The following is a 21,680-nucleotide window of genomic DNA, read 5'->3' on the forward strand; positions in this document are numbered from 1 at the left end:
AGAAGATGCATCCGAGACAAAGCCCCCTTGGTAAGGGGGCGCAGCGACAGCTGCGGGGATCGGAGGCATCAAGCCGGGGCCCGAACTTCGCGTAGCGAAGTTTGGGGCGCAGCGGGCGAAGCCCGATGTGCGCTCCCCCCTTGGTAAGGGGGCGCGGCGACAGCCGCGGGGATCGGAGGCAAAGACCGTGAACCCGGAATCCGCTACGCGGATTCCGGGTTCACGGTCAACTCAGCTCAGCTGAGTTGACCGTGGCAATGCTTGTACTTCTTGCCGCTGCCGCACGGGCACGGATCGTTGCGACCGACCTTCGGCGCATCACGAACCACCTGTGCCACCGCGCCACCCGGACCGGCGACCTCGGCGGCCTCTTCATCGGCGCCGTAGCCACCCACTTCCTGGTGCTGGAACTGCGAGGCCAGCAAGCGCGCCTCGGCCTGACGACGCTCCTGCTCCTCCAGCGCGGCCACTTCCTCTTCGCTGCGGATACGCACGCGCGCCAGCATGTTCACCACTTCGCGCTTGACGTTCTCCAGCATCTCCGAGAACAGCTCGAAGGCTTCCTTCTTGTATTCCTGCTTCGGCTGCTTCTGCGCATAACCGCGCAGATAGATGCCCTGGCGCAGGTAATCCATCTTGGCCAGATGCTCCTTCCAGCCCTGGTCGAGCACGGTCAGCATCACGTGCTTTTCCAGCGCGCGCATGGTCTCCGGGCCGACAGCATTCTCCTTGTCCGAGAAATGCGTGGTCACCGTCTCCTGCACCTTCTCGGCGATCCGCTCGGCATCCAGTTCCTCGTGCTCGGAGGCGATCTGCGTCAGCGGCAGCTGGACGCCCAGCTCGCTGTCCAGCGTCGACTCCAGGCCCTGCAGGTCCCACTGCTCGTCCACCGAGTTCGGCGGCACGAAGCGCGCGACCAGGTCGTACACCACGTCGCCACGGATACCGTCGATGTTGTCCTTGACCGACTCGGCGTCCAGCAGCTCGTCGCGCTGGGCGTAGATCACCTTGCGCTGGTCGTTGTTGACGTCGTCGAAGTCGAGCAGGTTCTTGCGGATGTCGAAGTTGTGCGCCTCGACCTTGCGCTGCGCCTTCTCGATCTGGCGGCTGACCAGACGATCCTCGATCACGTCGTCTTCCTTCATGCCCATCATGCGCATCGCCTTCTGCACCCAGTCCGAGGCGAAGATGCGCATCAGGTTGTCTTCAAGCGACAGGTAGAAGCGCGAGGAACCCGGATCGCCCTGGCGACCGGAACGGCCGCGCAGCTGGTTGTCGATACGCCGCGACTCGTGGCGCTCGGTGCCGATGATATGCAGACCGCCGGCAGCCTTGACCGCGTCGTGACGACGCTGCCACTCGGTCTTCGCCCTGAAACGCTGGTCCTGGTCGGCCTCTTCGCCCAGCGCCTGCAGTTCGGTTTCCAGCGAGCCGCCGAGCACGATGTCGGTACCGCGACCGGCCATGTTGGTGGCGATCGTCACCGCGCCAGGCAGACCGGCGTTGGCGACGATGGTCGCCTCGCGCTCGTGCTGCTTGGCGTTGAGCACCTCGTGCTTCACGCCGGCCTTGCGCAGATGCTCGGAGAGCATCTCGGACGTCTCGATCGAGGTGGTACCGACCAGCACCGGCTGGCCGCGCTTGGCGCAGTCCTCGATGTCGGCCAGCACCGCGTTGAACTTGCCCTTGCGGTTGAGGAACACCTGGTCCGGATGATCCTTGCGCACGGTCGGGCGGTTGGTCGGGATCACCACCACTTCCAGGCCGTAGATGCTCTGGAATTCGTAGGCTTCCGTATCGGCCGTACCGGTCATGCCGGACAGCTTCTTGTACATGCGGAACAGGTTCTGGAAGGTGATGCTCGCCAGCGTCTGGTTCTCGCGCTGCACCGGCACGCCTTCCTTCGCCTCGACCGCCTGGTGCAGGCCGTCGGACCAGCGCCGTCCGGTCAGGGTACGACCGGTGAATTCGTCGACGATCACCACCTCGCCATCGCGCACGATGTAGTCCACGTCGCGCTGGTAGATCGCATGCGCGCGCATCGCTGCATTGAGGTGATGCACCACGCTCAGGTTCTGCGCAGCGTACAGGCCTTCGGCGTCGCCGCCGATGATGCCGGCCTGGCGCAGCAGTTCCTCGGCATGCTCCATGCCGGCCTCGGACAGGTGCACCTGCTTGGACTTCTCGTCCACCCAGAAATCACCCTCGCCTTCTTCCTCGGTCTGGCGGGTCAGCTGCGGCACGATCCGGTTGACGCGGATGTACAGCTCCGGCGACTCGTCGGCCGGGCCGGAAATGATCAGCGGCGTGCGCGCCTCGTCGATCAGGATCGAGTCGACCTCGTCGACGATCGCGTAGTGCAGGCCACGCTGGTAACGGTCGGCCCGCGACAGCGCCATGTTGTCGCGCAGGTAGTCGAAGCCGAACTCGTTGTTGGTGCCGTAGGTGATGTCGGCGGCGTAGGCAGCATGCTTGTCGCTGTGCTGCATGCCCGGATAGACCACACCGACGCTCAGGCCCAGCCAGTTGTACAACTTGCCCATCTGCGCCGAGTCGCGACGCGCCAGGTAGTCGTTGACGGTGACCACGTGCACGCCCTGGTCTTCCAGCGCGTTGAGGTACACCGGCAACGTCGCCACCAGCGTCTTGCCCTCACCGGTGCGCATCTCGGCGATCTTGCCCAGGTGCAGCACCATGCCGCCGATCAACTGCACGTCGTAATGACGCATCCCGAGCACGCGCCGGCTGGCCTCGCGGCAGACCGCGAAGGCTTCGGGCAGCACCTTGTCCAGCGGCTCGCCGCCGGCGATACGCTGCTTGAACTCGGGGGTCTTGGCCTGCAGCTCCGCATCGGAGAGCTTCTCCATCTCCGGCTCAAGGGCATTGATCTTGATGACGATCCGGTTGAGCTGGCGAAGCAGGCGTTCATTGCGACTGCCGAAGACGCGGGTAAGCAAGCTGTTGATCATTGAGGAAACCGGTTGAAAAGGAACGGTTTGACCGACGCCGGCTCCCCTGGACCCGACCGCCGTAAACGAAACAGGGCGCAATGCGCCCTGTCTATGGCAACGCCTCATTGTAGCTTGGGGCGGGGGTCAGTGATTCAAGCCTGAACCCGCGTCCCCGTACCGATCAGCCGCGGCCGGTGGGCCCGACCGGGATGGCGCCGTCACCCAGGAACTTGCGCGGGTTCATCACCTGCCCGTCCTTCCACACCTCGAAGTGCACATGCGCACCGGTGGAACGCCCGGTCGAACCGGCCTTGGCGATCTGCTCGCCGGCCCGCACCAGATCGCCGGCCTTCACCACCAGCCGCGAGTTGTGCGCGTAGCGGGTCACGTAACCGTTGCCGTGATCGACCTCGACCACGTTGCCGTAGCCGCTGCGTACACCGGCGAAGCTGACCACGCCATCGGCCACCGACAGCACCGGATCACCGACATTGGCATGGAAATCGATGCCCTTGTGCTCGGCCGCACCACCGTTGAACGGATCGGCGCGCCGGCCGAAGCCGGAAGTGATGTAGCTGTTCTTGATCGGCGTGCGCGACGGCACCGCGTTCTGCTCGAGCTGATGATCGAACATCAGCGAGGCCAGTACGTTCAGTTGCCGGCCGGAGGTGGAGAACTGCTGTTCGAGTTGCCCTAGAGATTGCTTCAGGTCTTGCGGCGGCATGTCCTGCATCGGTTCGTCACCGCCACCGACGCCAACCGGATCGTCGAAGTCGAACTCGCCGTCCTTCAACTCGCCCATCTGGGTCAGGCGCTGGCCGAGTGCATTCAGGCGGTTGGCCTGGGCCTGCAGCTCGCCCAGCCGCGCCGCGAGCGCGTTGACCTCGGTCTGCGATTCGCCGCGTACCTTGGCCAGTTCAGCCTGCTGTTGCTCAAGCTTGGCGTGCAAGCGCGTATTGTCCACCATGCCCACTGCGGCGCTACCGCCGAAGCCGGCCAACAGACCTACGCACAGCACGGCACCGAGCACGACCAGCGGACGGTTCTCGGCGAAACCACGGACCTGCCGCGCGATGCGCTGGCCCCCGGTCTCCCTCGATTTGATTACGATTTTTTTAAAGGCCATCTGCGTTTTCATGTCAAAGCCGAAATCCGGTACACCCAACTCCGTCCCCCGGCCGGCTCTTGAGGCCGCGCTGGCGGTGAAGTCTGGCGATCCCTTGCGCCGCGCCCTGTGGCTCGATGCGCTGGACCGGCAGTTGCGCCCCTATCTGCCGCCTCCACTTGCCAATCGTTGCCGACTGGCCAACGTGAAGGACGAACAGCTCGTTTTTCTCGTCGATTCCCCGGTCTGGCATGCCAAGTTGCGGCTTGCCGAACAACAGCTCATCGATGCTGCCCGCTCCATCGGGCTGAAGGTCACACGGGTGACCGTCAAGACCGCGACCGCTGCACTGCGTTCCCCAACGCAACAGGATCAACGCCGGTCACAACCGATTTCCGAGGCCACGCAAAAAGGACTGCGCGACGCACTGGCGTCCTTGCAGGATGTCGCGCCAACAAAAAAGCGCTGACAACCCCGGCCTTGGGAGGCCGGTTCGGCGCGTGAAGAAAATGAGAAATTCCGCGCACGACCGGACGCATCCTAGCCGCCATGGCGCGGGCAGTCGTTAGATAGAAGTTAAATAATCGTTAAATTCAGGCCGATGACCTGACCGGATTCACATTTCACACCGGTTGCCCGGCCCGATCGGGCTCAGGCATAGACCGGCGGCGCGTAGGTCACCGGCGGCGGGGCCGATCCCTGCGGGAAGCTCACCCATTCCCAGGCCGACTGTTCGGCCAACAGCGCGCGCACCAGCTTGTTGTTGAGCGCGTGACCGGATTTGAAGCCCTCGTAGTGGCCCAGGATCGGACCGCCGGCGAGGTACAGATCGCCGATCGCGTCGAGGATCTTGTGGCGCACGAATTCGTCGGTGTAGCGCAGGCCGTCTTCGTTGAGCACGCGGAACTCGTCGAGCACGATCGCGTTGTCCATCGAGCCACCCAAGGCCAGGTTGCGCTCGCGCATGTACTCCAGATCACGCATGAAGCCGAACGTGCGGGCACGCGCGATTTCCTTGATGTACGCGGCGGTGGAGAAATCGATCTCCTGGCGCGACTGCCTGGCCGGGATCATCGGGTGATCGAACTCGATGGTGAAGCCCAGCTTGTAGCCGTCGTAAGGCTCGAAACGAGCGATCTTGTCGCCCTCGCGCACTTCGATCGGCTGCCTGATGCGGATGAAACGCTTGGCCGCGTCCTGCTCGACGATGCCGGCGGACTGCAGCAGGAATACGAACGGACCGGAAGAACCGTCCATGATCGGCAATTCGGCCGAAGACAGTTCGACGATGGCGTTGTCGATACCGAGCCCGGCGAAGGCCGACATCAGGTGCTCGACAGTCTGGATCTTGGCGCCGTGATGGGTCAGGCCGGTGCACAACGTCACTTCGGTCACCAGCTCGCCACTGGCGGGCACTTCCACCACCGGCTCCAGGTCCACGCGCCGGAACACGATGCCGTGGTTGGCCGACGCAGGTCGCAGGGTCATGTAGACCTTGTCGCCGCTGTGCAGGCCGACGCCGGTGGCGCGGATCGTGTTCTTGAGGGTGCGTTGCTGGGTCATGGCCGGACAGTGTGAAGGACGGGTACAGATGGGAGCTGAACCAGATGCGGGGCACTGATTTAGCTTTATCTTAACATTTACCAGATCCGGGTTGCCGCGGTTTCACCCGGCGTGGCGCGGTCGGCAAAACCTGCCGGGCCGTTCAGGGCCCGGCAGAAAGGATGCTGCCACGGCGCGGGGAGGACAAGGCCCCGCACCGCTTCACACAGGTACCGCCGACGGTGCGCGAGGCACCGCCTTGACGGACGTCAGTCAGCCTGGCGACGCAGGAACGCCGGGATATCCAGGTAGTCGCTCGGCAGCTCCGCGGTCGGCACGGTCGAGGACAGCGTGGACGACGAGGCCGCCGCGGTGTCGCTGCTCGGACGGCGCAGGCCCAGGCCCATCGAACCGCCGACCGCGCGCGAAACCGCATCGCCGCTCTCGTAGTCGCCGCCGAACTCGGCCTGACCGGTGGTGGCATTGCGCACCAGCTTGATCGGAGCGCGCTGTTCCGGACGCTGCGACTGGCGCGAGACCGCACGGTTCAGGCCGGTCGCGACCACGGTCACGCGGACTTCGTCCTGCATGTCCGGATCCAGCACGGTGCCGACCACCACGGTCGCGTCCTCGGAGGCGAAGCCCTCGACGGTGCGGCCGATCTCGTCGAACTCGGCCATGGTGAAATCCGGGCCGGCGGTGATGTTGACCAGGATGCCGTTGGCGCCGGCCAGGTTGACGTCGTCGAGCAGCGGGTTCTGGATCGCCGACTCGGCCGCAGCCTGGGCGCGATCGTCACCGCGTGCCGAACCCGTGCCCATCATCGCCAGGCCCATTTCCGACATCACGGTGCGCACGTCGGCGAAATCGACGTTGATCAGGCCCGGACGCACGATCAGATCGGCGATGCCCTGCACCGCACCCTGCAGCACGTCGTTGGCAGCACGGAACGCCTGGATCATGGTGGCGTTGCGGCCAAGCACGGTGATCAGCTTCTCGTTGGGGATGGTGATCAGCGAGTCGCAGTGCGAGGACAGTTCCTCGATGCCCTTCAGCGCGACCTGCATGCGGCGACGGCCTTCGAACGGGAACGGCTTGGTGACCACGGCCACGGTCAGGATGCCCATCTCCTTGGCCAGCTGCGCCACCACCGGCGCCGCGCCGGTACCGGTGCCGCCGCCCATGCCGGCGGTGATGAACACCATGTCGGCGCCCTGCAGCGCGTCCATGATGCGCTCGCGATCCTCGAGCGCGGCCTGACGGCCGACTTCCGGGTTCGCGCCCGCGCCCAGACCCTTGGTGACGTTGCTGCCGAGCTGCAGCTGCAGCTTGGCACCGCAGTTCTTGATCGCCTGCGAATCGGTGTTGGCGGTGATGAACTCCACGCCCTCCACGCTGCTGTTGACCATGTGTGCCACGGCGTTGCCGCCGCCGCCGCCGACGCCGACGACCTTGATCACCGCGTTCGGTGCCATCTTCTCGATCAGTTCAAAATGTGCCATGTCCGTTGTCCTCGTTGTGGAGCCGTGATTCGGGATGGGGGATTCGTGATTCGCTTGATCACTTCATCGTCAACCCGGGTTCCGGCGTTCTCTTGTGGTTTGTTGTACTGCTCTACCGCTACTGCCTAACGCTGTTGCTGTCGCCACTGCTGTCGCACTTGCCAATCCCAAATCCCGAATCACCAATCCCGGCCCTCAGAACTCACCGCGATACCAGTTCTTCAACTTCTTGAACAAACTGCCGGCGCGTCCGGTCGGGATCGACGGGCGACGCGGGTGTTCGATCTGACTGCCCATCAGCAACAGGCCGACGCCGGTGGCGTGCACCGGGTTGCCGACCACTTCGCCCAGGCCGGTGACGTGCTGCGGGATGCCCACGCGCACCGGCATCTGCAGCATTTCCTCGGCCAGTTCGACCACGCCTTCCATCTTCGAAGCGCCGCCGGTCAGCACCATGCCGGCGCGTACCAGTTCCTCGAAGCCGGAGCGGCGCAGCTCGGCCTGCACCATTTCGAAAATTTCCTCGTAACGGCCCTGCACCGCCTGCGCCAGCGAGTGGCGCGGCATGCGACGCGGCGGACGATCACCGACCGACGGCACCTGGATGCTTTCCTCGGCGGTGGCCAGCTGCGCCAGCGCGCAGGCGTAACGCACCTTGATCTGCTCGGCTTCCGGGGTCGGCGTGCGCAGCATGTGCGCGATGTCGTTGGTGACATGGTCGCCGGCGATCGGCAACGAGGCGGTGTGGCTGATCGCGCCCTGCACGTACACGGTGATGTCGGTGGTGCCGGCGCCGATATCGACCAGCACCACGCCCAGCTCGCGCTCGTCGGCGGTCAATACCGCCACCGAGGACGCCAGCGAGGACAGCACCAGGTCATCGACCTGCAGGCCGCACTTCTGCACGCACTTGCTGATGTTGGCCGCTGCCGACTGCGCGCAGGTCACCAGGTGCGCGTGCACTTCCAGGCGCACGCCGGTCATGCCGACCGGGTTGCGGATGCCTTCCTGCGAGTTGTCCAGCACGTACTCGCGCGGGATTGCGTGCAGGATGCGTTGGTCGGCCGGGATCGCCACCGCCTTGGCGGCTTCGAGCACGCGCTCCAAGTCGTTCCAGGTGACCTCGCCATCGCGGATCGGCTGGATGCCCTGCGAGTTGCGGCACTGCACGTGGTTGCCGGAGATCGAGGCGTAGACCGAGCGGATCTCGCAGCCGGCCATCAACTCGGCCTCCTCGACCGCGCGCTGGATCGACTGCACCGTCGATTCGATATCGACCACCACGCCGCGCTTGAGACCGCGCGATTCATGCGAGCCGATACCGATCACTTCGATCGGATTGCCCGGAGAATATTCGCCGACCAGCGCCGTCACCTTGGAGGTGCCGATGTCCAGTCCGACGATGAGGGATTTGTCGCCTTTGCGGTTCATGTTTTGGAGCCGGGATTCGTAATTCGGGATTGGAGATTTGGGAAGAGCGGGTTCCAGCGAGCGGGGGGATCGGCGGAAGCCTCATGCCGGGTCTGCGGTTTCTCCAATCCCGAATCCCCACTCCCCAATCCCCGCCGTTCAACCGTAAAACCATTGGTGTAACGAAGATCGGCGCGCTGGATCGGCTGGGCCGGATCGGTCAGCTGCGGCAGCACCCGCGCGAAGCGTTGCAGGCGTGCGCGTGCGTCGTCGCGACCGACCACGATCTGTACGCCATTGCTCAGGCCGAGCGACCAGCTGCCGCGCGCGTCCAGCGCGAGTTGCTTGACGTCGAGTCCGGCCGGCGCGAACAGCGCACGCGATTCGTTGTAGAGCTCGACCACTTCGGCGGTCTTGCTGTCCGGGCCATCCAGCTGCGGCAACTGCAGGTCCTTCAACAGCGGCGGCACCGGGAACAGCCGGCCCTGCTCGGACAGCATCTGGTTGGCGCCCCAGCGCGCGAACGGCTGGTGCTCGACCACGCGTACTTCCAGCACGTCCGGCCAGCTCTTGCGCACCTGCGCGCTTTCCACCCACGGCAAGCGTTCGATCGCGTCCTGCGCGTTCTGCAACTTGACCGCGAAGAAACCCGACTTCGCATACGGCAGCACCACCGCACGCAGTTGCTCCGGCGAGATGCGCTTGAAATCCCCGGTCACGCGCAAGCGGCTGAGCGGCCAGCGCTCGGCGCCGACCCAGCCATTGAGCACAGCCACCACCGGCAACGCGACCAGCGCCACCGCGAGCAGCCAGGCGAGGATGCGCAGGGAGGCGTTCATGGGGCAGCCCTCTGGGCTGCGGGATTGGGGATTTGGGATTCGGGATTGGCAAGAGCAGACGCACGCTGCCCGGCCGAAGCAAATCGTGCTTCGGCCTTTGCCAATCTCCAATCCCGAATCCCCAATCCCGGCTTCTTCATACCGTCTGCTCCAGCACACGCCAGACCAGTTCCTCGAACGACACGCCGAGCTGGCGTGCCGCCTTGGGCACCAGCGAGTGGCTGGTCATGCCCGGTGCGGTGTTGACCTCCAACAGGTAGAAGGCGCCGCTGGCGCGGTCGCGCATCACGTCGACGCGGCCCCAGCCACGGCAGCCGGCGGCACGGAACGCGGCCAGTGCGATGCGGCCGATCTCGGCTTCGTCGACACCGTCCAGGCCGGGGCACAGGTACTGGGTGTCCTCGGCGATGTATTTGGCGTTGTAGTCGTACCACTGGCCCTTGGGCACGATCCGGATCGACGGCAGCGCGATGTCGCCGAGGATCGCGACGGTGAGCTCGTCGCCTTCGATCAGCTGTTCCATCAGCAGCTCGCCGTCGTAGCGCGCGGCCAGGGCGACTGCTTCGTCGAGCTGGGCGTCGTCGAACACGCGGCTGACGCCGACGCTGGAACCTTCATTGGCCGGCTTGACGATCACCGGCAAGCCAATCCCGCGCGCGGCGGCGTGCACATCGGCGGCCTGCGCGGTCGCGGCCAGACGCACGTAGCGCGGCGTCGGCAGGCCGAGCGACAGCCACACCTGCTTGGTGCGGACCTTGTCCATGCTCAGCGCCGAGCCGAGCACGCCCGAGCCGGTGTAGGCCACGCCGAAGGCTTCCATCAGCCCTTGCACGATGCCGTCTTCGCCGCCGCCGTTGTGGCCGTGCAGCACGTTGAACACGCGATCGAACTGTTTACCGGCCAGCGCCTGCGCCAGCGCCGGAATGCCATCGACCGGCTGCGCATCGACACCGCGCGCGTGCAGCGCCTCCAGCACGTTGCGGCCGGAGTCGAGCGAGACTTCACGCTCGGAAGAAGTGCCACCCAGCAACACGGCGACGCGGCCGAACACGGCCGGATCGGAATGGCGGGCAGCGCTCAGCGTACTCATGCCGACTTGCCTCCGCTGAAACCTTCGCTTGCGATCAGCTGGGCAACGTGGCCGATGTCGCCGGCGCCCATCATCAGCAGCAGGTCACCGTCCTGCAGTACGTCCGGCAACACCGACGACAGCTCGGCCACCTGCGGAACGACCACCGGCTCGCTGCGTCCACGCGCACGGATGGCGCGCGCCAGCGAGCGCGCGTCGGCACCGGGGATCGGTGCTTCGCCAGCCGGATAGACCTCACTGAGCACCAGTGCGTCGACGGTGCTGAGCACTGCCGCGAAAGCATCGAACTGGTCGCGGGTACGGCTGAAACGGTGCGGCTGGAAGGCCACCACCAGACGCCGCTCAGGCCAGCCGCCACGGGCGGCGGCAAACACCGCCTCCAACTCGCGCGGGTGGTGGCCGTAGTCGTCGATGATGCGTACACGCGCACCGCTGGCCGTGGTCACTTCACCCAGATCGTTGAAGCGACGGCCGATGCCGGCAAAGTTCTCCAGCGCGCGCGCGATCGTCTCCGGTGCCACGCCGAGCTGCCAACCGATCGCGGCGGCAGCCAGCGCGTTGAGCACGTTGTGGCGACCCGGCAACGCCAGCGTCACCGGCGTGGTGGTGCCTTCCGGCAGGCGCAGGGTGAAGCGCATGCGCGGGCCGTCCTGCACCACGTCCTCGGCACGCACGTCGGCATTGCCGCTGATGCCGTAGCTCATCACGTGGCGCGGGGTCTTCGCCGCCAGCGCGGCCACTTCCGGATCATCGATGCACAGCAGCGCCAGGCCATAGAACGGCAGGCGTTGCAGGAATTCGGCGAACGCCTCCTGCACGCGCGCGAAGTCGTTGCCGTAGTTCTCCAGGTGATCGGCGTCGATGTTGGTGATCACCGCGACCAGCGGATTCAGGCGCAGGAAGCTGCCGTCGCTCTCGTCGGCCTCGGCCACCAGCCACTGACCGCCGCCGAGCTTGGCGTTGGCGCCCGAAGCGAGCAGCTTGCCGCCGATCACGAAGGTCGGGTCGAGCCCGCCCTCGCTCAACACGGCCGCGGTCAGGCTGGTGGTGGTGGTCTTGCCGTGCGTGCCGGCCACCGCGATGCCGCGGCGGAAACGCATCAGTTCGGCCAGCATCGCCGCGCGCGGCATGATCGGAATGCGCTGGCTGCGCGCCTCCATCAGCTCCGGGTTGTCATCGCGGATCGCGCTGGAAACCACCACGCAGTCGGTGCCCAGCACGTTGGCCGCCGAATGGCCGCGCATCACGCGCGCACCAAGCTGGACCAGCCGCCGGGTCGCGGCGTTGTCGGCGTTGTCCGAACCGGACACCTCATAACCCAGCGTCAGCATCACCTCGGCGATACCGCTCATGCCGGTACCGCCGATGCCGACGAAGTGCACGCGCGGGAACGCGCGGACCAGATCACCGGTGTCGTGCAGGCGGCGGATCACTTGGCACCTCCTTTGGAGGTGCCGGGATTTGGGATTTGGGATTCGGGATTGGTGGAATCCCGTGCGATCGAAGGTTCCTTCGGCGCATCGTTCGAACTGTCGTGCATGTGTTCCTGCTCTTGCTCTTGATCTTTACGAATCCCAAATCCCGAATCCCGAATCCCGGCTTCTTCAAGAATGATGTCGGCAATGCGCTCGGCCGCATCCGGCCGGGCCAGACCGCGCGCCGCCTGTGCCATCGCCAGGCGGCGACTGGCGTCGTCCAGCAGCGCCGGCAGCGCGGCTTGCAGGTTCGCGGCGAGCGCGCTGTCCTGCTTGAGCAGCAATGCGGCGCCGGCCTGGACCAGGTATTCGGCGTTGCGGGTCTGGTGGTCATCGACCGCGGCGGCGAACGGCACCAGCACGCTGCCGACACCGGCGGCGCACAGTTCGGCCAGCGTGGAAGCGCCGGCGCGGCACACCACCAGATCGGCCCAGGCGTAGGCGGCGGCCATGTCGGCGATGAACGGTTCGACGCTGGCGGTGACGCCGGCCTGCGCATACGCGGCTTCGGCCTCGGCACGCATCGCTTCGCCGCACTGGTGACGCACTTCGACGTCGTGGCGCGCGAGCGCGGCCAGCGCCGCCGGCACCGATTGATTGAGCACGCGTGCGCCCTGGCTGCCGCCGAGCACCAGCAACCGCACCGGGCCACTGCGACCTGCGAAGCGTTCGGCCGGTGCCGGCAGCGTGGCGATTTCCTCGCGCACCGGGTTGCCGACTGCCTCTTCGCGCGTGGCGAAGCTGCCTGGGAAACCAGCCAGCACACGCCGGGCGAAGCGCGACAACACCTTGTTGGTCATGCCGGGCGCGCGGTTCTGCTCGTGCACGATCAGCGGCAACCCCATCAGGCGCGCAGCGATGCCACCCGGACCCGCGGCAAAGCCGCCGAAACTCACCACCGCGCGCGGCTGGCGGCGACGCAGCACGAAGCCAGCGGCGCGGATCGCGCGCATCACCCGCAACGGCGCACCGAGCAAGGCCAGCTTGCCCTTGCCACGCAGACCGGCGATATCGATCGCGTCGATCTCGATGCCGTGTTGCGGCACCAGCTTGGTTTCCATTTTTCCGACCGCGCCCAGCCACACCACCGGCACGCCGCGCGCGCGCAGCACCTTGGCCACGGCCAGGCCCGGGAAGATGTGCCCGCCGGTACCGCCGGCCAGGATCATCACCGGACGGTTTTTTTGAATCCCCGCACCTGGATGTGCGGGCTTTTGCGAGGGACTCGCACTCATGTGAGCCTCCCGCCGAAGGTCGGCTCGACGCGCTCACGCACGCGGCTGGTACCGCGCTCGGATGCCGGCTTCTGCACCGGCGCCGTCGTGGTCGCGCTGAAGGATTCGCACACCGGCGCGGCATGCTCGGCTTCGGGCACAACCGCCTCGGCCACCGGCTGCGCGCCCGGCGCCAGCTTGCTGCGCAGGCGCTCGGCGCGATCGGTCTCGTAGGACACGCGCAACAGCACGCCCATCGCCACGCAGGTCATCAGTACCGACGAACCGCCGGAGGAGATCAGCGGCAGGGTCAGGCCCTTGGTCGGCAGCATGCCCAGGTTCACGCCGATCGACACGAAGCTCTGCATCGCGATCCACAACCCGATACCGAAGGCGATGTAACCGGAGAAATGGCGCTTCATTTCGATGCAGCGCATGCCCAGCCAGAACGCGCGCCCGACCAGCAGCCCGTACAGCGCCACGATCATGCACACGCCGACGAAGCCCAGCTCCTCGGCAATCACCGAGAAGATGAAATCGGTATGCGACTCCGGCAGGTAGTTGAGCTTCTGCACCGAGGCACCGAGGCCGACCCCGCTCCACTCGCCGCGGCCGATCGCCATCAACGCGTTGGACAGCTGGTAACCGGAACCGAGCTGGTCGGCCCACGGGTCGAGGAAGGAGGTGACGCGGCGCATGCGGTACGGCTCGAACACGACCAGCGCCACCAAGGCGGGCAGCGCCACCACGATCGGCATCGACATGCGCGGCAGGTTGACGCCACCCAGCACCAGCATGCCGGCGGTGATGCCGAGCAGCAGCGTCGACGAACCGAAGTCCGGTTGCAGCAACAGCAGGCCGATCAACAGACCGACCACGCCGAGCGGCTTGAGCATCGCCGGCCAGGTCGCGTTGACCTCGTCGCGGAAGCGCACCAGATAGCTCGACAACCAGATGATGTAGAGCACCTTGACCGCTTCGACGGTCTGGAACTTTGAAACGCCCAGGTTGATCCAGCGGCGCGCGCCATTGACGCTGCTACCCAGGCCCGGCACGAACACCACGATCAGCAGGCCGAAGCAGGCCAGCAGCAGCACCTGGTTGTGCTGCTCGACGGTCTTCAGCTCGGTACGCATCACCCAGAACGCCAGACCGATACCGATGCCGAGGAACAGCAGGTGACGGGTCAGGTAATAGAACGGGCTGTCGGTCAGTTCGATGGAACTGGAGGCGACCATGACCACGCCGAGCGAGGCGAGCGCGACCGCCGCACCCATCAGCCACGGGTCATAGCGACCTCCGATCGATTCCAGTCGGGTTGCCTGACGCGACAGATCGTTCATCAGCGCACCTTCAACGTGGCCAGGCCGATCAACACCAGCACCACCGAGATGATCCAGAAGCGCACGATCACGCGCGGCTCAGGCCAGCCCTTCAGCTCGAAGTGGTGATGGATCGGCGCCATCCGGAACACACGCTTGCCGGTCAGCTTGAAGCTGGCGACCTGGATCATCACCGACAGCGTCTCGATCACGAACACGCCGCCCATCACCACCAGCACCAGCTCCTGGCGCACGATCACCGCGATGGTGCCGAGCACCGCACCGAGCGCGAGCGCGCCGATGTCGCCCATGAACACCATCGCCGGATAGGTGTTGAACCACAGGAAACCCAATCCGGCGCCGGCAATGGCCGCGCAGATGATCACCAGTTCGCCCGCGCCCGGGATGGCCGGGATCTTCAGATAGCCCGCGAACACCGCATTGCCCGAAGCGTAGGCGAACACACCCAGCGCGCAGGCCACCAGCACGGTCGGCATGATCGCCAGGCCATCCAGGCCGTCGGTCAGGTTGACCGCGTTGGAGAAGCCGACGATCCAGAAGTAGGCGATCACCACGAAGCTCACGCCGGCCAGCGGCAGCGCGATCGCCTTGAACATCGGGATATAGAAGGTGATCGCCGCCGGCACGTCGGCGGTGTAGTACAGGACCAGACCGGCGGCGAGGCCGAAGATCGATTGCAGCAGGTATTTCCAGCGCGATTTCAGGCCGTTGGGATCACGCCGGACGATCTTGATCCAGTCGTCGTACCAACCGATCGCACCGAAGCAGACCATCACCCCGAGCACCAGCCATACGTAGCGGTTGCGCAGGTCGCCCCACAGCAACACCGAGGCGGCGACCGTCATCAGGATCAGGCCGCCGCCCATGGTCGGCGTGCCGGCCTTGGAGAAATGGCTCTGCGGGCCGTCCTTGCGGATCGGCTGGCCGCCCTTGAACTGGGCGAGCCGGCGGATCATCAACGGGCCCATCCACAGCGACAGGAACAGCGCCGTCAGCGCGGCGAGAATGCCGCGCAACGTCAGATAGTTGAACAGCCCGAACAGGCTCTCCAGTTGCTGCAGCCAACGGGTCAACTCAAGCAACATCCGAAACGTCCTCCCCGTGCGCCAACAGTGCGGTCACGATCTTGTCCATGGCACTTCCGCGCGATCCCTTGACCAGGAGGGTCGGGACCCGGGACCTGGGACCCGGGACCCGGAAAGGCGAAACGCCGGTGTTCTCATGCATCTGCTTCGGTTCCTGCTCTTGATCCTGCTTTTCCCGGGTCGCGATGGCCTGCGCGATATCGGTCCACAACGTCGTTGCCAGTTCGGCGTGGCTGGTGAACACACGGCCGCCCGCACCGAAAGCAGTCGCGGCGGCAGCGCTCAGCGAACCGAGTGCGTACAGGCGCGCCAGCTTCGCTGCACGTGCGCGCTGACCGGCGGCGGCGTGCAACGCCTCCGCATCCGGGCCCAGCTCGCGCATGTCGCCCAGCACCAGCCAACCCTCGCCCGGACCGATCGCGAGCGCGTCGATCGCCGCCGCCAGCGAACCCGGATTGGCGTTGTAGCTGTCGTCGATCAGCACCGCGCCGTTCGGCAGCACATGACGGATCTGACGACCGGCGACCGGCCTGGCTTCGGCCAGACCACCTGCGATCTGTGCCAGCGGAATGCCGGCGCCGAGCGTCAAGCTCGCCGCCGCCAGCGCATTGCGCACGTTGTGGCGACCTGGCAACGCCAGCGTCACCGCGATCTCGCCCTGTGGCGTGACCAGGATGAAGCGCGAGCCGGACTCATCCAGCACGATGTCGCGCGCATGCACCTCGGCGCTGACATCGAGCGCGTAGCGCAGTACCTGACGGCGCGGCGCAGTTTGCGCCGGCAGAAAATATTGTTCGAACCACAGGCCGAAGGCATCGTCGGCGTTGATCGCGGCCACGCCGTTCTCCGGCAGCGCCGCATAGATCGCGCCCTTGGTCTGCGCCACGCCGAGCAGGCTGCCCATGCGCTCCAGGTGCGCCGGGGCGATGTTGTTCACCAGCGCGAAATCCGGCCGCACGATGTCGGTCAGGTAGGCGATGTCACCCAGCTTGCCGGCGCCCATTTCATAGATGGCGAAGTCGGCGTCCTCGGGCGCATCGATCATCGCCAGCGGCAGCCCGATCTCGTTGTTGCGGTTGCCCGGATTGGCGTACACGGTGGTGCCGGCGATGCGGCCGGCGTGCTCCAGGATCGCCAGCAGCAGCGATTTCACGCTGGTCTTGCCGTTGGAGCCGGTGATCGCGAACACCTTGGTCGCGCGATCGCGTTGCATGCCCTGCGCAATGCGGGCCAGCGCCAGTTGGCAATCCGCCACGCACACCTGCGGCAACTCGATATCGGGCAGCACGCGCTCGACCAGCAATGCGCTCGCGCCGCGCGCGGCGGCATCGGCAGCGAAATCATGGCCGTCGAAGCGCTCGCCACGCAGCGCCACGTACAGCCCGCCGGCCGTCAGGCTGCGCGTGTCCTGGGTGATGGCGTCGATGGCGACATCATCGCCATGCAGCTCGCCGCCAGCCCAGTGCGCGATCAGCGACAACAGCGTGCGCTTCATGGTTGCTCCTCCGCGTCCTGCGGCGGCACCGCTTCCATCGCTTCATCCAACGCAGCGCGCGCCACTTCGGTGTCGTCGAAGGCGTGCTTGACCCCGGCGATCTCCTGGTAGGGCTCGTGGCCCTTGCCGGCGATCAGCACGATGTCACCGGCCCTGGCCTCACCGATTGCGGTGGCGATCGCAGCGGCGCGATCGCGCTGCACGCTGACCGCGGCCGGGTTGGCGAAGCCGGCCATGATGTCGGCCACGATCGCGTCGCCGTTCTCGTTGCGCGGGTTGTCGTCGGTGACGATCACCGCATCGGCCTTGGCCTCGGCGATCGCCGCCATCTGCGGACGCTTGCCGGCATCACGCTCGCCGCCGCAGCCGAACACGCAGATCAACCGGCCTTCGACATGCGCATGCAGGCTGTCCAGCGCTTGTTCCAGGGCATCGGGGGTGTGCGCGTAATCGATCACCACCAGCGGATGCATGCCGTCGCCACCGAGGCGGTTCATGCGGCCCCGGATCGGCTGCAGCTGCGACAGCACCGCGGCGATCTGCACCGGCGCATGGCCGAGTGCATACAACGCGCCCGCCACCGCCAGAAGATTGTCGACGTTGAAACGTCCCAGCAGCGGTGACCGCACACCCCGGGCCTGACCGTCGATCCACAGATCGAAGCCGATGCCCTGGTTGTCCAGCTGCAGGTTGTCGGCACGCACCGTCGCCTGCGCCTGCCCGCGCGAACTCACACCGACGCCACGCACCTGCGGATCGAGCGCCGCCAGCAGTTCGCGACCGAACACATCGTCCAGATTCAGCACCGCCGCCTTCAACCCGGCGCGCGTGAACAGCTTCGCCTTGGCCGCGCCGTAGCTGGCCATGTCGCCGTGGTAATCCAGGTGATCGCGGGTGAGATTGGTGAACACGCCGACGTCGAAATGCACCGCATCGACGCGGCCTTGATCGAGTGCATGCGAGCTGACCTCCATCGCCACCGCCTGCGCGCCGGCGTCGCGCAACTGCGCGAGTGCCTCGTGCATCTGCAGCACCAGCGGCGTGGTGAACCCCGTCGGCACGACCTGGCCATACAGGCCGACACCGAGCGTGCCGATACTGCCGCTTTCGGTGCCGGTCAGCGTCCACGCCTGCGCCAGCAACTGCACCGTGGAAGTCTTGCCGTTGGTCCCGGTCACGCCCACCATCGTCATGGTCTGCGACGGATGCGCGTGGAAACGATCGGCCATCACACCCAGGCGCGCGCGCAGACCCGGCACCGCGATCGCATCGGCGGGGGCCGGAAGATCGACCGGAGCCGGCGGCTCGAACAAAATCGCCGCCGCGCCGTTCGCCCGTGCCTGCTCGACGAAACCAAGCCCGTGCGCGCCGAAACCGGCGATCGCGACGAAGGCATTGCCCGCACGCACCTGACGGCTGTCCAGCACCAGGCCGGACAGCTCGACATCACGTGCCAGCGGCACGTCGGGGATCAGCTGCGAGAGCGGCATCGAGCGGCTCATTGATGCGTCTCCGGCTGCAGCGCCGGCGCGACGGCCGCAGTGGTCGGGATCGCCGCGTTCACTTCGTCGGCCGCATCCGGCATCACTTCGGGATCCGGCTCGACCACCGGCTTGGCGAGCGGCTTGCCGGTCTTGCCGGCCGCCTGCGCCGCCAGCCAGGACTGGATGTCGTCCGGCGGCACGTCCATCAGCCGCAGCGCGCCTTCCATCACGTTGTGGAACACCGGCGCGGACACCAGGCCGCCGTAGTACACCTTGCCCTGCGGGTCGTTGATCACGATCACCGTGGCGAAGCGCGGGTTGGTGGCCGGCACCAGTCCGGCGAACAGCGAGTTGTAGTGCCCGCGCACGTAACCACCCGGCCCGTTCATGCGCGCGGTGCCGGTCTTGCCGGCAACGTGATAACCCAGGATCGCCGCGCCCTTGGCGCCGCCCTGGGTCACCACCGTCTCCATCATGCCGATGACCTCGTGCGCCACTTCCGGGCTGATCACCTGGCGCGGCTCGTTGTGCTGGCCCTTGACGAAGGTCGGCGGGATCAGCTTGCCGCCGTTGCCCAGCGCCGCGTACGCCTGCGCGATCTGCAGCGGTGTCACCGACAGGCCGTAGCCATACGACATCGTGGTCTTGGAGGTGCCGCTCCAACGCGCCGGCGATGGCAACACGCCGGCCGATTCGCCCGGGAAGCCGCTCTTGGGCGCGCTGCCGTAACCGAAGTTGTGGACCGACTGATAGAACGTCTGGTCCGGCAGCTTGGCGCCGATCTTGGCCGCGCCGATGTTGGAGCTGCGGGTGATCACGCCGGTCACGTTGAGCACGCCGTTGTTGCGCGGCACGTCGCGGATCGTGAAGCGACCCAGGTTCATGTAACCAGGATTGGTATCGATGATCGTGTTCGGCGTGACCACGCCGGCCTGCAGCGCCGTGGCGATCGTCAGCGGCTTCATCGTCGAACCCGGCTCGACCAGATCGGTCACCGCGCGGTTGCGGCGCGCCGCCGGATTGATGCCCGTTACCGAATTCGGGTTGTAGGTCGGCAGGTTGACCATCGCCAGCACTTCGCCGGTGGCCACGTCCATCACCACCATCGAGCCACCGGCGGCGTTGTTCTGGACCAGCGCGTTGCGCAGTTCCTTGTAGGCCAGGAACTGGATGCGGCGATCGATGCTGAGGGTGAGATCCTTGCCCGGCTCGGCCGGACGCACCAGATCCACGCTCTCCACGATTGCGCCGCGCGCATCGCGCACCACCTTCTTGGAGCCCGGCTTGCCGCGCAGCCAGTCGTCGAAGGCCAGCTCCAGCCCTTCCTGGCCACGGTCGTCGATGTTGGTGAAGCCCAACACGTGCGACATCGCCTCACCCTGCGGGTAGAAGCGACGGAATTCGCGCTGCGAGAACACGCCGGGGATCTTCAGCGCGACGACCTGATGCGCCTTGTCCGGATTGATCCGGCGCTTGAGGTACATGAACTCCTTGTCCGCCTTCTGGGTCAGCCGGGCGGTGAGGTCATCGGCCGGCAGCTCCAGCGCGCGCGCCAGCTCGGGGATGCGATCCGGGCTGCGCAGCAGTTCCTGCGGATTGGCCCAGATCGATTCCACCGGCGTGGACACCGCCAGCGGCTCGCCGTTGCGATCAGTGATCATGCCGCGCGAGGTCGCGATCGGCAGCTCGCGCAGAAAGCGGGCCTCGCCCTGGCGCTGGTAGAAATCGCTGTTGATCAGCTGCACGTAGGCAGCGCGGCCGATCAACGTCACCGAGCACAGCCCCAGCGCCACGCCGACCAGCATCACGCGGCCGCGCAGGTTGAAGTTGCTGCGGGTGCGGTTGCGACCGGCTTTCATGGACGCACCACCACGATGTCATTGGCTTCCGGGAACTTCATCCCCAGCCGGCCGCGCGCGATCTGGTCGATGCGATTGCTCTCGGCCCAGGTCGCCTGCTCCAGCTGCAACCGGCCGAACTCGATGTTCAGCTCATCGCGCTCGCGCTCCAGCGCCGACAGCTGCACGAACAGCTTGCGGTGCATGTGGCGCATGTAGACCACACCGATCGCCGAAGCGACGCTGGCGGCCAGCAGCACGATCAGCAGGATGCGGCTCATTGGGCACCTCCTTCTGGAGGTGCCGGGATTTGGGATTGGGGATTGGGGATTCGGGAAGCACTTACCTCCGATCCCAACTTCTCGGCAATCCGCAGCACTGCGCTGCGCGCGCGCGGGTTGATGGCCAGCTCATCGTCATCAGCCTTGATCGCCCCGCCAAACGCTTGCAGCGTCGGCACGAACGCCTGCGCTTCGGGCAGCCGGCGATTGGTCGGCGGCGCCTTGGCATGGCGATTGATGAACTGCTTGACGATGCGGTCTTCCAGCGAATGGAAGCTGATCACCGTCAACCGACCGCCCGGCTTGAGCGCCGCCATGGCCGCGTCCAACCCGGCTTCGAGGTCGGCCAGTTCGCGGTTCACGTGGATGCGGATCGCCTGGAAGCTGCGCGTGGCCGGGTGGATCTTGTCCTTGCCGCGCGGCATCACCGAAGCGATCAGCTCGGCCAGTTGCGCGGTGCGCACCAGCGCCTGCTCGCCGCGACGGGCGACGATCGCGCGGGCGATGCGGCGGCTCTGCTTTTCCTCGCCGTAGGTCCACAGCACGTCGGCGATCTCGCGCTCGTCGGCACGCGCCAGCCATGCGGCGGCGCTCTCGCCCGAATCGGGATCCATGCGCATGTCCAGCGGACCGTCCTTGCCGAACGAGAAACCGCGCTCGGCCACGTCCAGCTGCGGCGAAGACACGCCCAGGTCGAACAGGATGCCGTCCAGCGAGTCCGCTGCGGCCACCTGCGCCAGTTCGGCAAAGCTGCGGCGATGGATCGACACGCGCGGATCGGCACCGAACGCTTGTTCGGCCACGGCGATCGCGTCGGGGTCTTTGTCCATCACCAGCAGCCGGCCTCCCGGACCGAGTCGTTGCAGCACCCCGCGCGCGTGCCCCCCGCGCCCGAACGTGCCGTCGAGATAGGTTCCGTTTTCGATCACCTGCAGGCCTTCCAGAACCTGCGTGTACAGCACCGGCACATGCGCCGCCGGCGGCTGCGACACCGGGTGACCGGGCTGCGCTTCATCGCGCATCCGG

General features: G+C 66.4%; 17 protein-coding genes. 1 reads left to right on the top strand and 16 read right to left on the bottom strand.

Going from position 1 to position 21,680, the window contains the following annotated elements:
• Positions 1-236 precede the first annotated feature (236 nt).
• Positions 237-2,969 carry a preprotein translocase subunit SecA gene (gene secA, locus AC3WJE_RS02050; RefSeq protein ID WP_493729109.1) on the bottom strand — a complete coding sequence of 911 codons (2,733 nt, stop codon included), beginning with the start codon at positions 2,967-2,969 and terminating at the stop codon, positions 237-239.
• Positions 2,970-3,132: 163 nt separating this feature from the next.
• A complete protein-coding gene (locus tag AC3WJE_RS02055) occupies positions 3,133-4,077 on the bottom strand; it encodes a peptidoglycan DD-metalloendopeptidase family protein (protein ID WP_493729110.1) in 945 nt (314 codons plus the stop codon).
• Between the two features lie 10 nt (positions 4,078-4,087).
• Here AC3WJE_RS02055 and AC3WJE_RS02060 point away from each other — a divergent pair, with 10 nt between their 5' ends.
• A complete protein-coding gene (locus AC3WJE_RS02060) occupies positions 4,088-4,525 on the top strand; it encodes a DciA family protein (RefSeq protein WP_493729111.1) in 438 nt (145 codons plus the stop codon).
• A gap of 182 nt (positions 4,526-4,707) precedes the next feature.
• On the opposite strand, the gene lpxC is transcribed toward AC3WJE_RS02060, so the two are convergent.
• The 14 genes from lpxC to rsmH all read right to left on the bottom strand — a co-directional run bounded on the left by lpxC (position 4,708) and on the right by rsmH (position 21,676).
• Positions 4,708-5,619 (bottom strand): UDP-3-O-acyl-N-acetylglucosamine deacetylase, encoded by a 912-nt coding sequence (lpxC, locus tag AC3WJE_RS02065; protein WP_493729112.1) that lies wholly within the window; start codon positions 5,617-5,619, stop codon positions 4,708-4,710.
• A gap of 248 nt (positions 5,620-5,867) precedes the next feature.
• Complete coding sequence (gene ftsZ / locus AC3WJE_RS02070) at positions 5,868-7,100, bottom strand: cell division protein FtsZ (protein WP_493729113.1); 1,233 nt, start codon at positions 7,098-7,100, stop codon at positions 5,868-5,870.
• 195 nt (positions 7,101-7,295) lie between these two features.
• The gene (gene ftsA, locus AC3WJE_RS02075) at positions 7,296-8,531 is read right to left on the bottom strand and encodes a cell division protein FtsA (RefSeq protein WP_493729114.1); all 1,236 of its coding nucleotides are present in this window, start codon (positions 8,529-8,531) and stop codon (positions 7,296-7,298) included.
• Entirely contained in the window at positions 8,528-9,349 is an 822-nt protein-coding gene (locus tag AC3WJE_RS02080; RefSeq protein WP_493729115.1) for a cell division protein FtsQ/DivIB, read from the bottom strand. Before AC3WJE_RS02080 ends, ftsA begins: the two co-directional genes overlap by 4 nt.
• A 136-nt stretch (positions 9,350-9,485) precedes the next feature.
• Positions 9,486-10,439 (bottom strand): D-alanine--D-alanine ligase, encoded by a 954-nt coding sequence (locus tag AC3WJE_RS02085; RefSeq protein WP_493729116.1) that lies wholly within the window; start codon positions 10,437-10,439, stop codon positions 9,486-9,488.
• Positions 10,436-11,872 carry a UDP-N-acetylmuramate--L-alanine ligase gene (gene murC / locus AC3WJE_RS02090; RefSeq protein WP_493729117.1) on the bottom strand — a complete coding sequence of 479 codons (1,437 nt, stop codon included), beginning with the start codon at positions 11,870-11,872 and terminating at the stop codon, positions 10,436-10,438. Before murC ends, AC3WJE_RS02085 begins: the two co-directional genes overlap by 4 nt.
• Positions 11,869-13,149 (bottom strand): undecaprenyldiphospho-muramoylpentapeptide beta-N-acetylglucosaminyltransferase, encoded by a 1,281-nt coding sequence (murG, locus tag AC3WJE_RS02095; protein WP_493729118.1) that lies wholly within the window; start codon positions 13,147-13,149, stop codon positions 11,869-11,871. Before murG ends, murC begins: the two co-directional genes overlap by 4 nt.
• Positions 13,146-14,471 (bottom strand): putative lipid II flippase FtsW, encoded by a 1,326-nt coding sequence (gene ftsW / locus AC3WJE_RS02100; RefSeq protein ID WP_493729119.1) that lies wholly within the window; start codon positions 14,469-14,471, stop codon positions 13,146-13,148. Before ftsW ends, murG begins: the two co-directional genes overlap by 4 nt.
• Positions 14,471-15,556 carry a phospho-N-acetylmuramoyl-pentapeptide-transferase gene (gene mraY / locus AC3WJE_RS02105; protein WP_493729120.1) on the bottom strand — a complete coding sequence of 362 codons (1,086 nt, stop codon included), beginning with the start codon at positions 15,554-15,556 and terminating at the stop codon, positions 14,471-14,473. The genes ftsW and mraY overlap by 1 nt, the downstream gene beginning before the upstream one ends.
• Positions 15,546-17,051 carry a UDP-N-acetylmuramoyl-tripeptide--D-alanyl-D-alanine ligase gene (locus AC3WJE_RS02110; RefSeq protein WP_493729121.1) on the bottom strand — a complete coding sequence of 502 codons (1,506 nt, stop codon included), beginning with the start codon at positions 17,049-17,051 and terminating at the stop codon, positions 15,546-15,548. Before AC3WJE_RS02110 ends, mraY begins: the two co-directional genes overlap by 11 nt.
• Positions 17,048-18,553: a UDP-N-acetylmuramoyl-L-alanyl-D-glutamate--2,6-diaminopimelate ligase gene (locus tag AC3WJE_RS02115; protein WP_493729122.1), complete on the bottom strand. Its 1,506-nt coding sequence runs from the start codon at positions 18,551-18,553 to the stop codon at positions 17,048-17,050. The genes AC3WJE_RS02110 and AC3WJE_RS02115 overlap by 4 nt, the downstream gene beginning before the upstream one ends.
• Positions 18,550-20,394, bottom strand: a complete 1,845-nt coding sequence (locus tag AC3WJE_RS02120) for a peptidoglycan D,D-transpeptidase FtsI family protein (protein WP_493729123.1) — start codon at positions 20,392-20,394, stop codon at positions 18,550-18,552. The genes AC3WJE_RS02115 and AC3WJE_RS02120 overlap by 4 nt, the downstream gene beginning before the upstream one ends.
• Positions 20,391-20,654: a cell division protein FtsL gene (gene ftsL, locus AC3WJE_RS02125; RefSeq protein ID WP_493729124.1), complete on the bottom strand. Its 264-nt coding sequence runs from the start codon at positions 20,652-20,654 to the stop codon at positions 20,391-20,393. Before ftsL ends, AC3WJE_RS02120 begins: the two co-directional genes overlap by 4 nt.
• Positions 20,651-21,676 carry a 16S rRNA (cytosine(1402)-N(4))-methyltransferase RsmH gene (gene rsmH / locus AC3WJE_RS02130; RefSeq protein WP_493729125.1) on the bottom strand — a complete coding sequence of 342 codons (1,026 nt, stop codon included), beginning with the start codon at positions 21,674-21,676 and terminating at the stop codon, positions 20,651-20,653. Before rsmH ends, ftsL begins: the two co-directional genes overlap by 4 nt.
• Positions 21,677-21,680 lie beyond the last annotated feature (4 nt).

The organism is Pseudomonas sp. GW821-FHT07E12 (genome assembly GCF_058986605.1).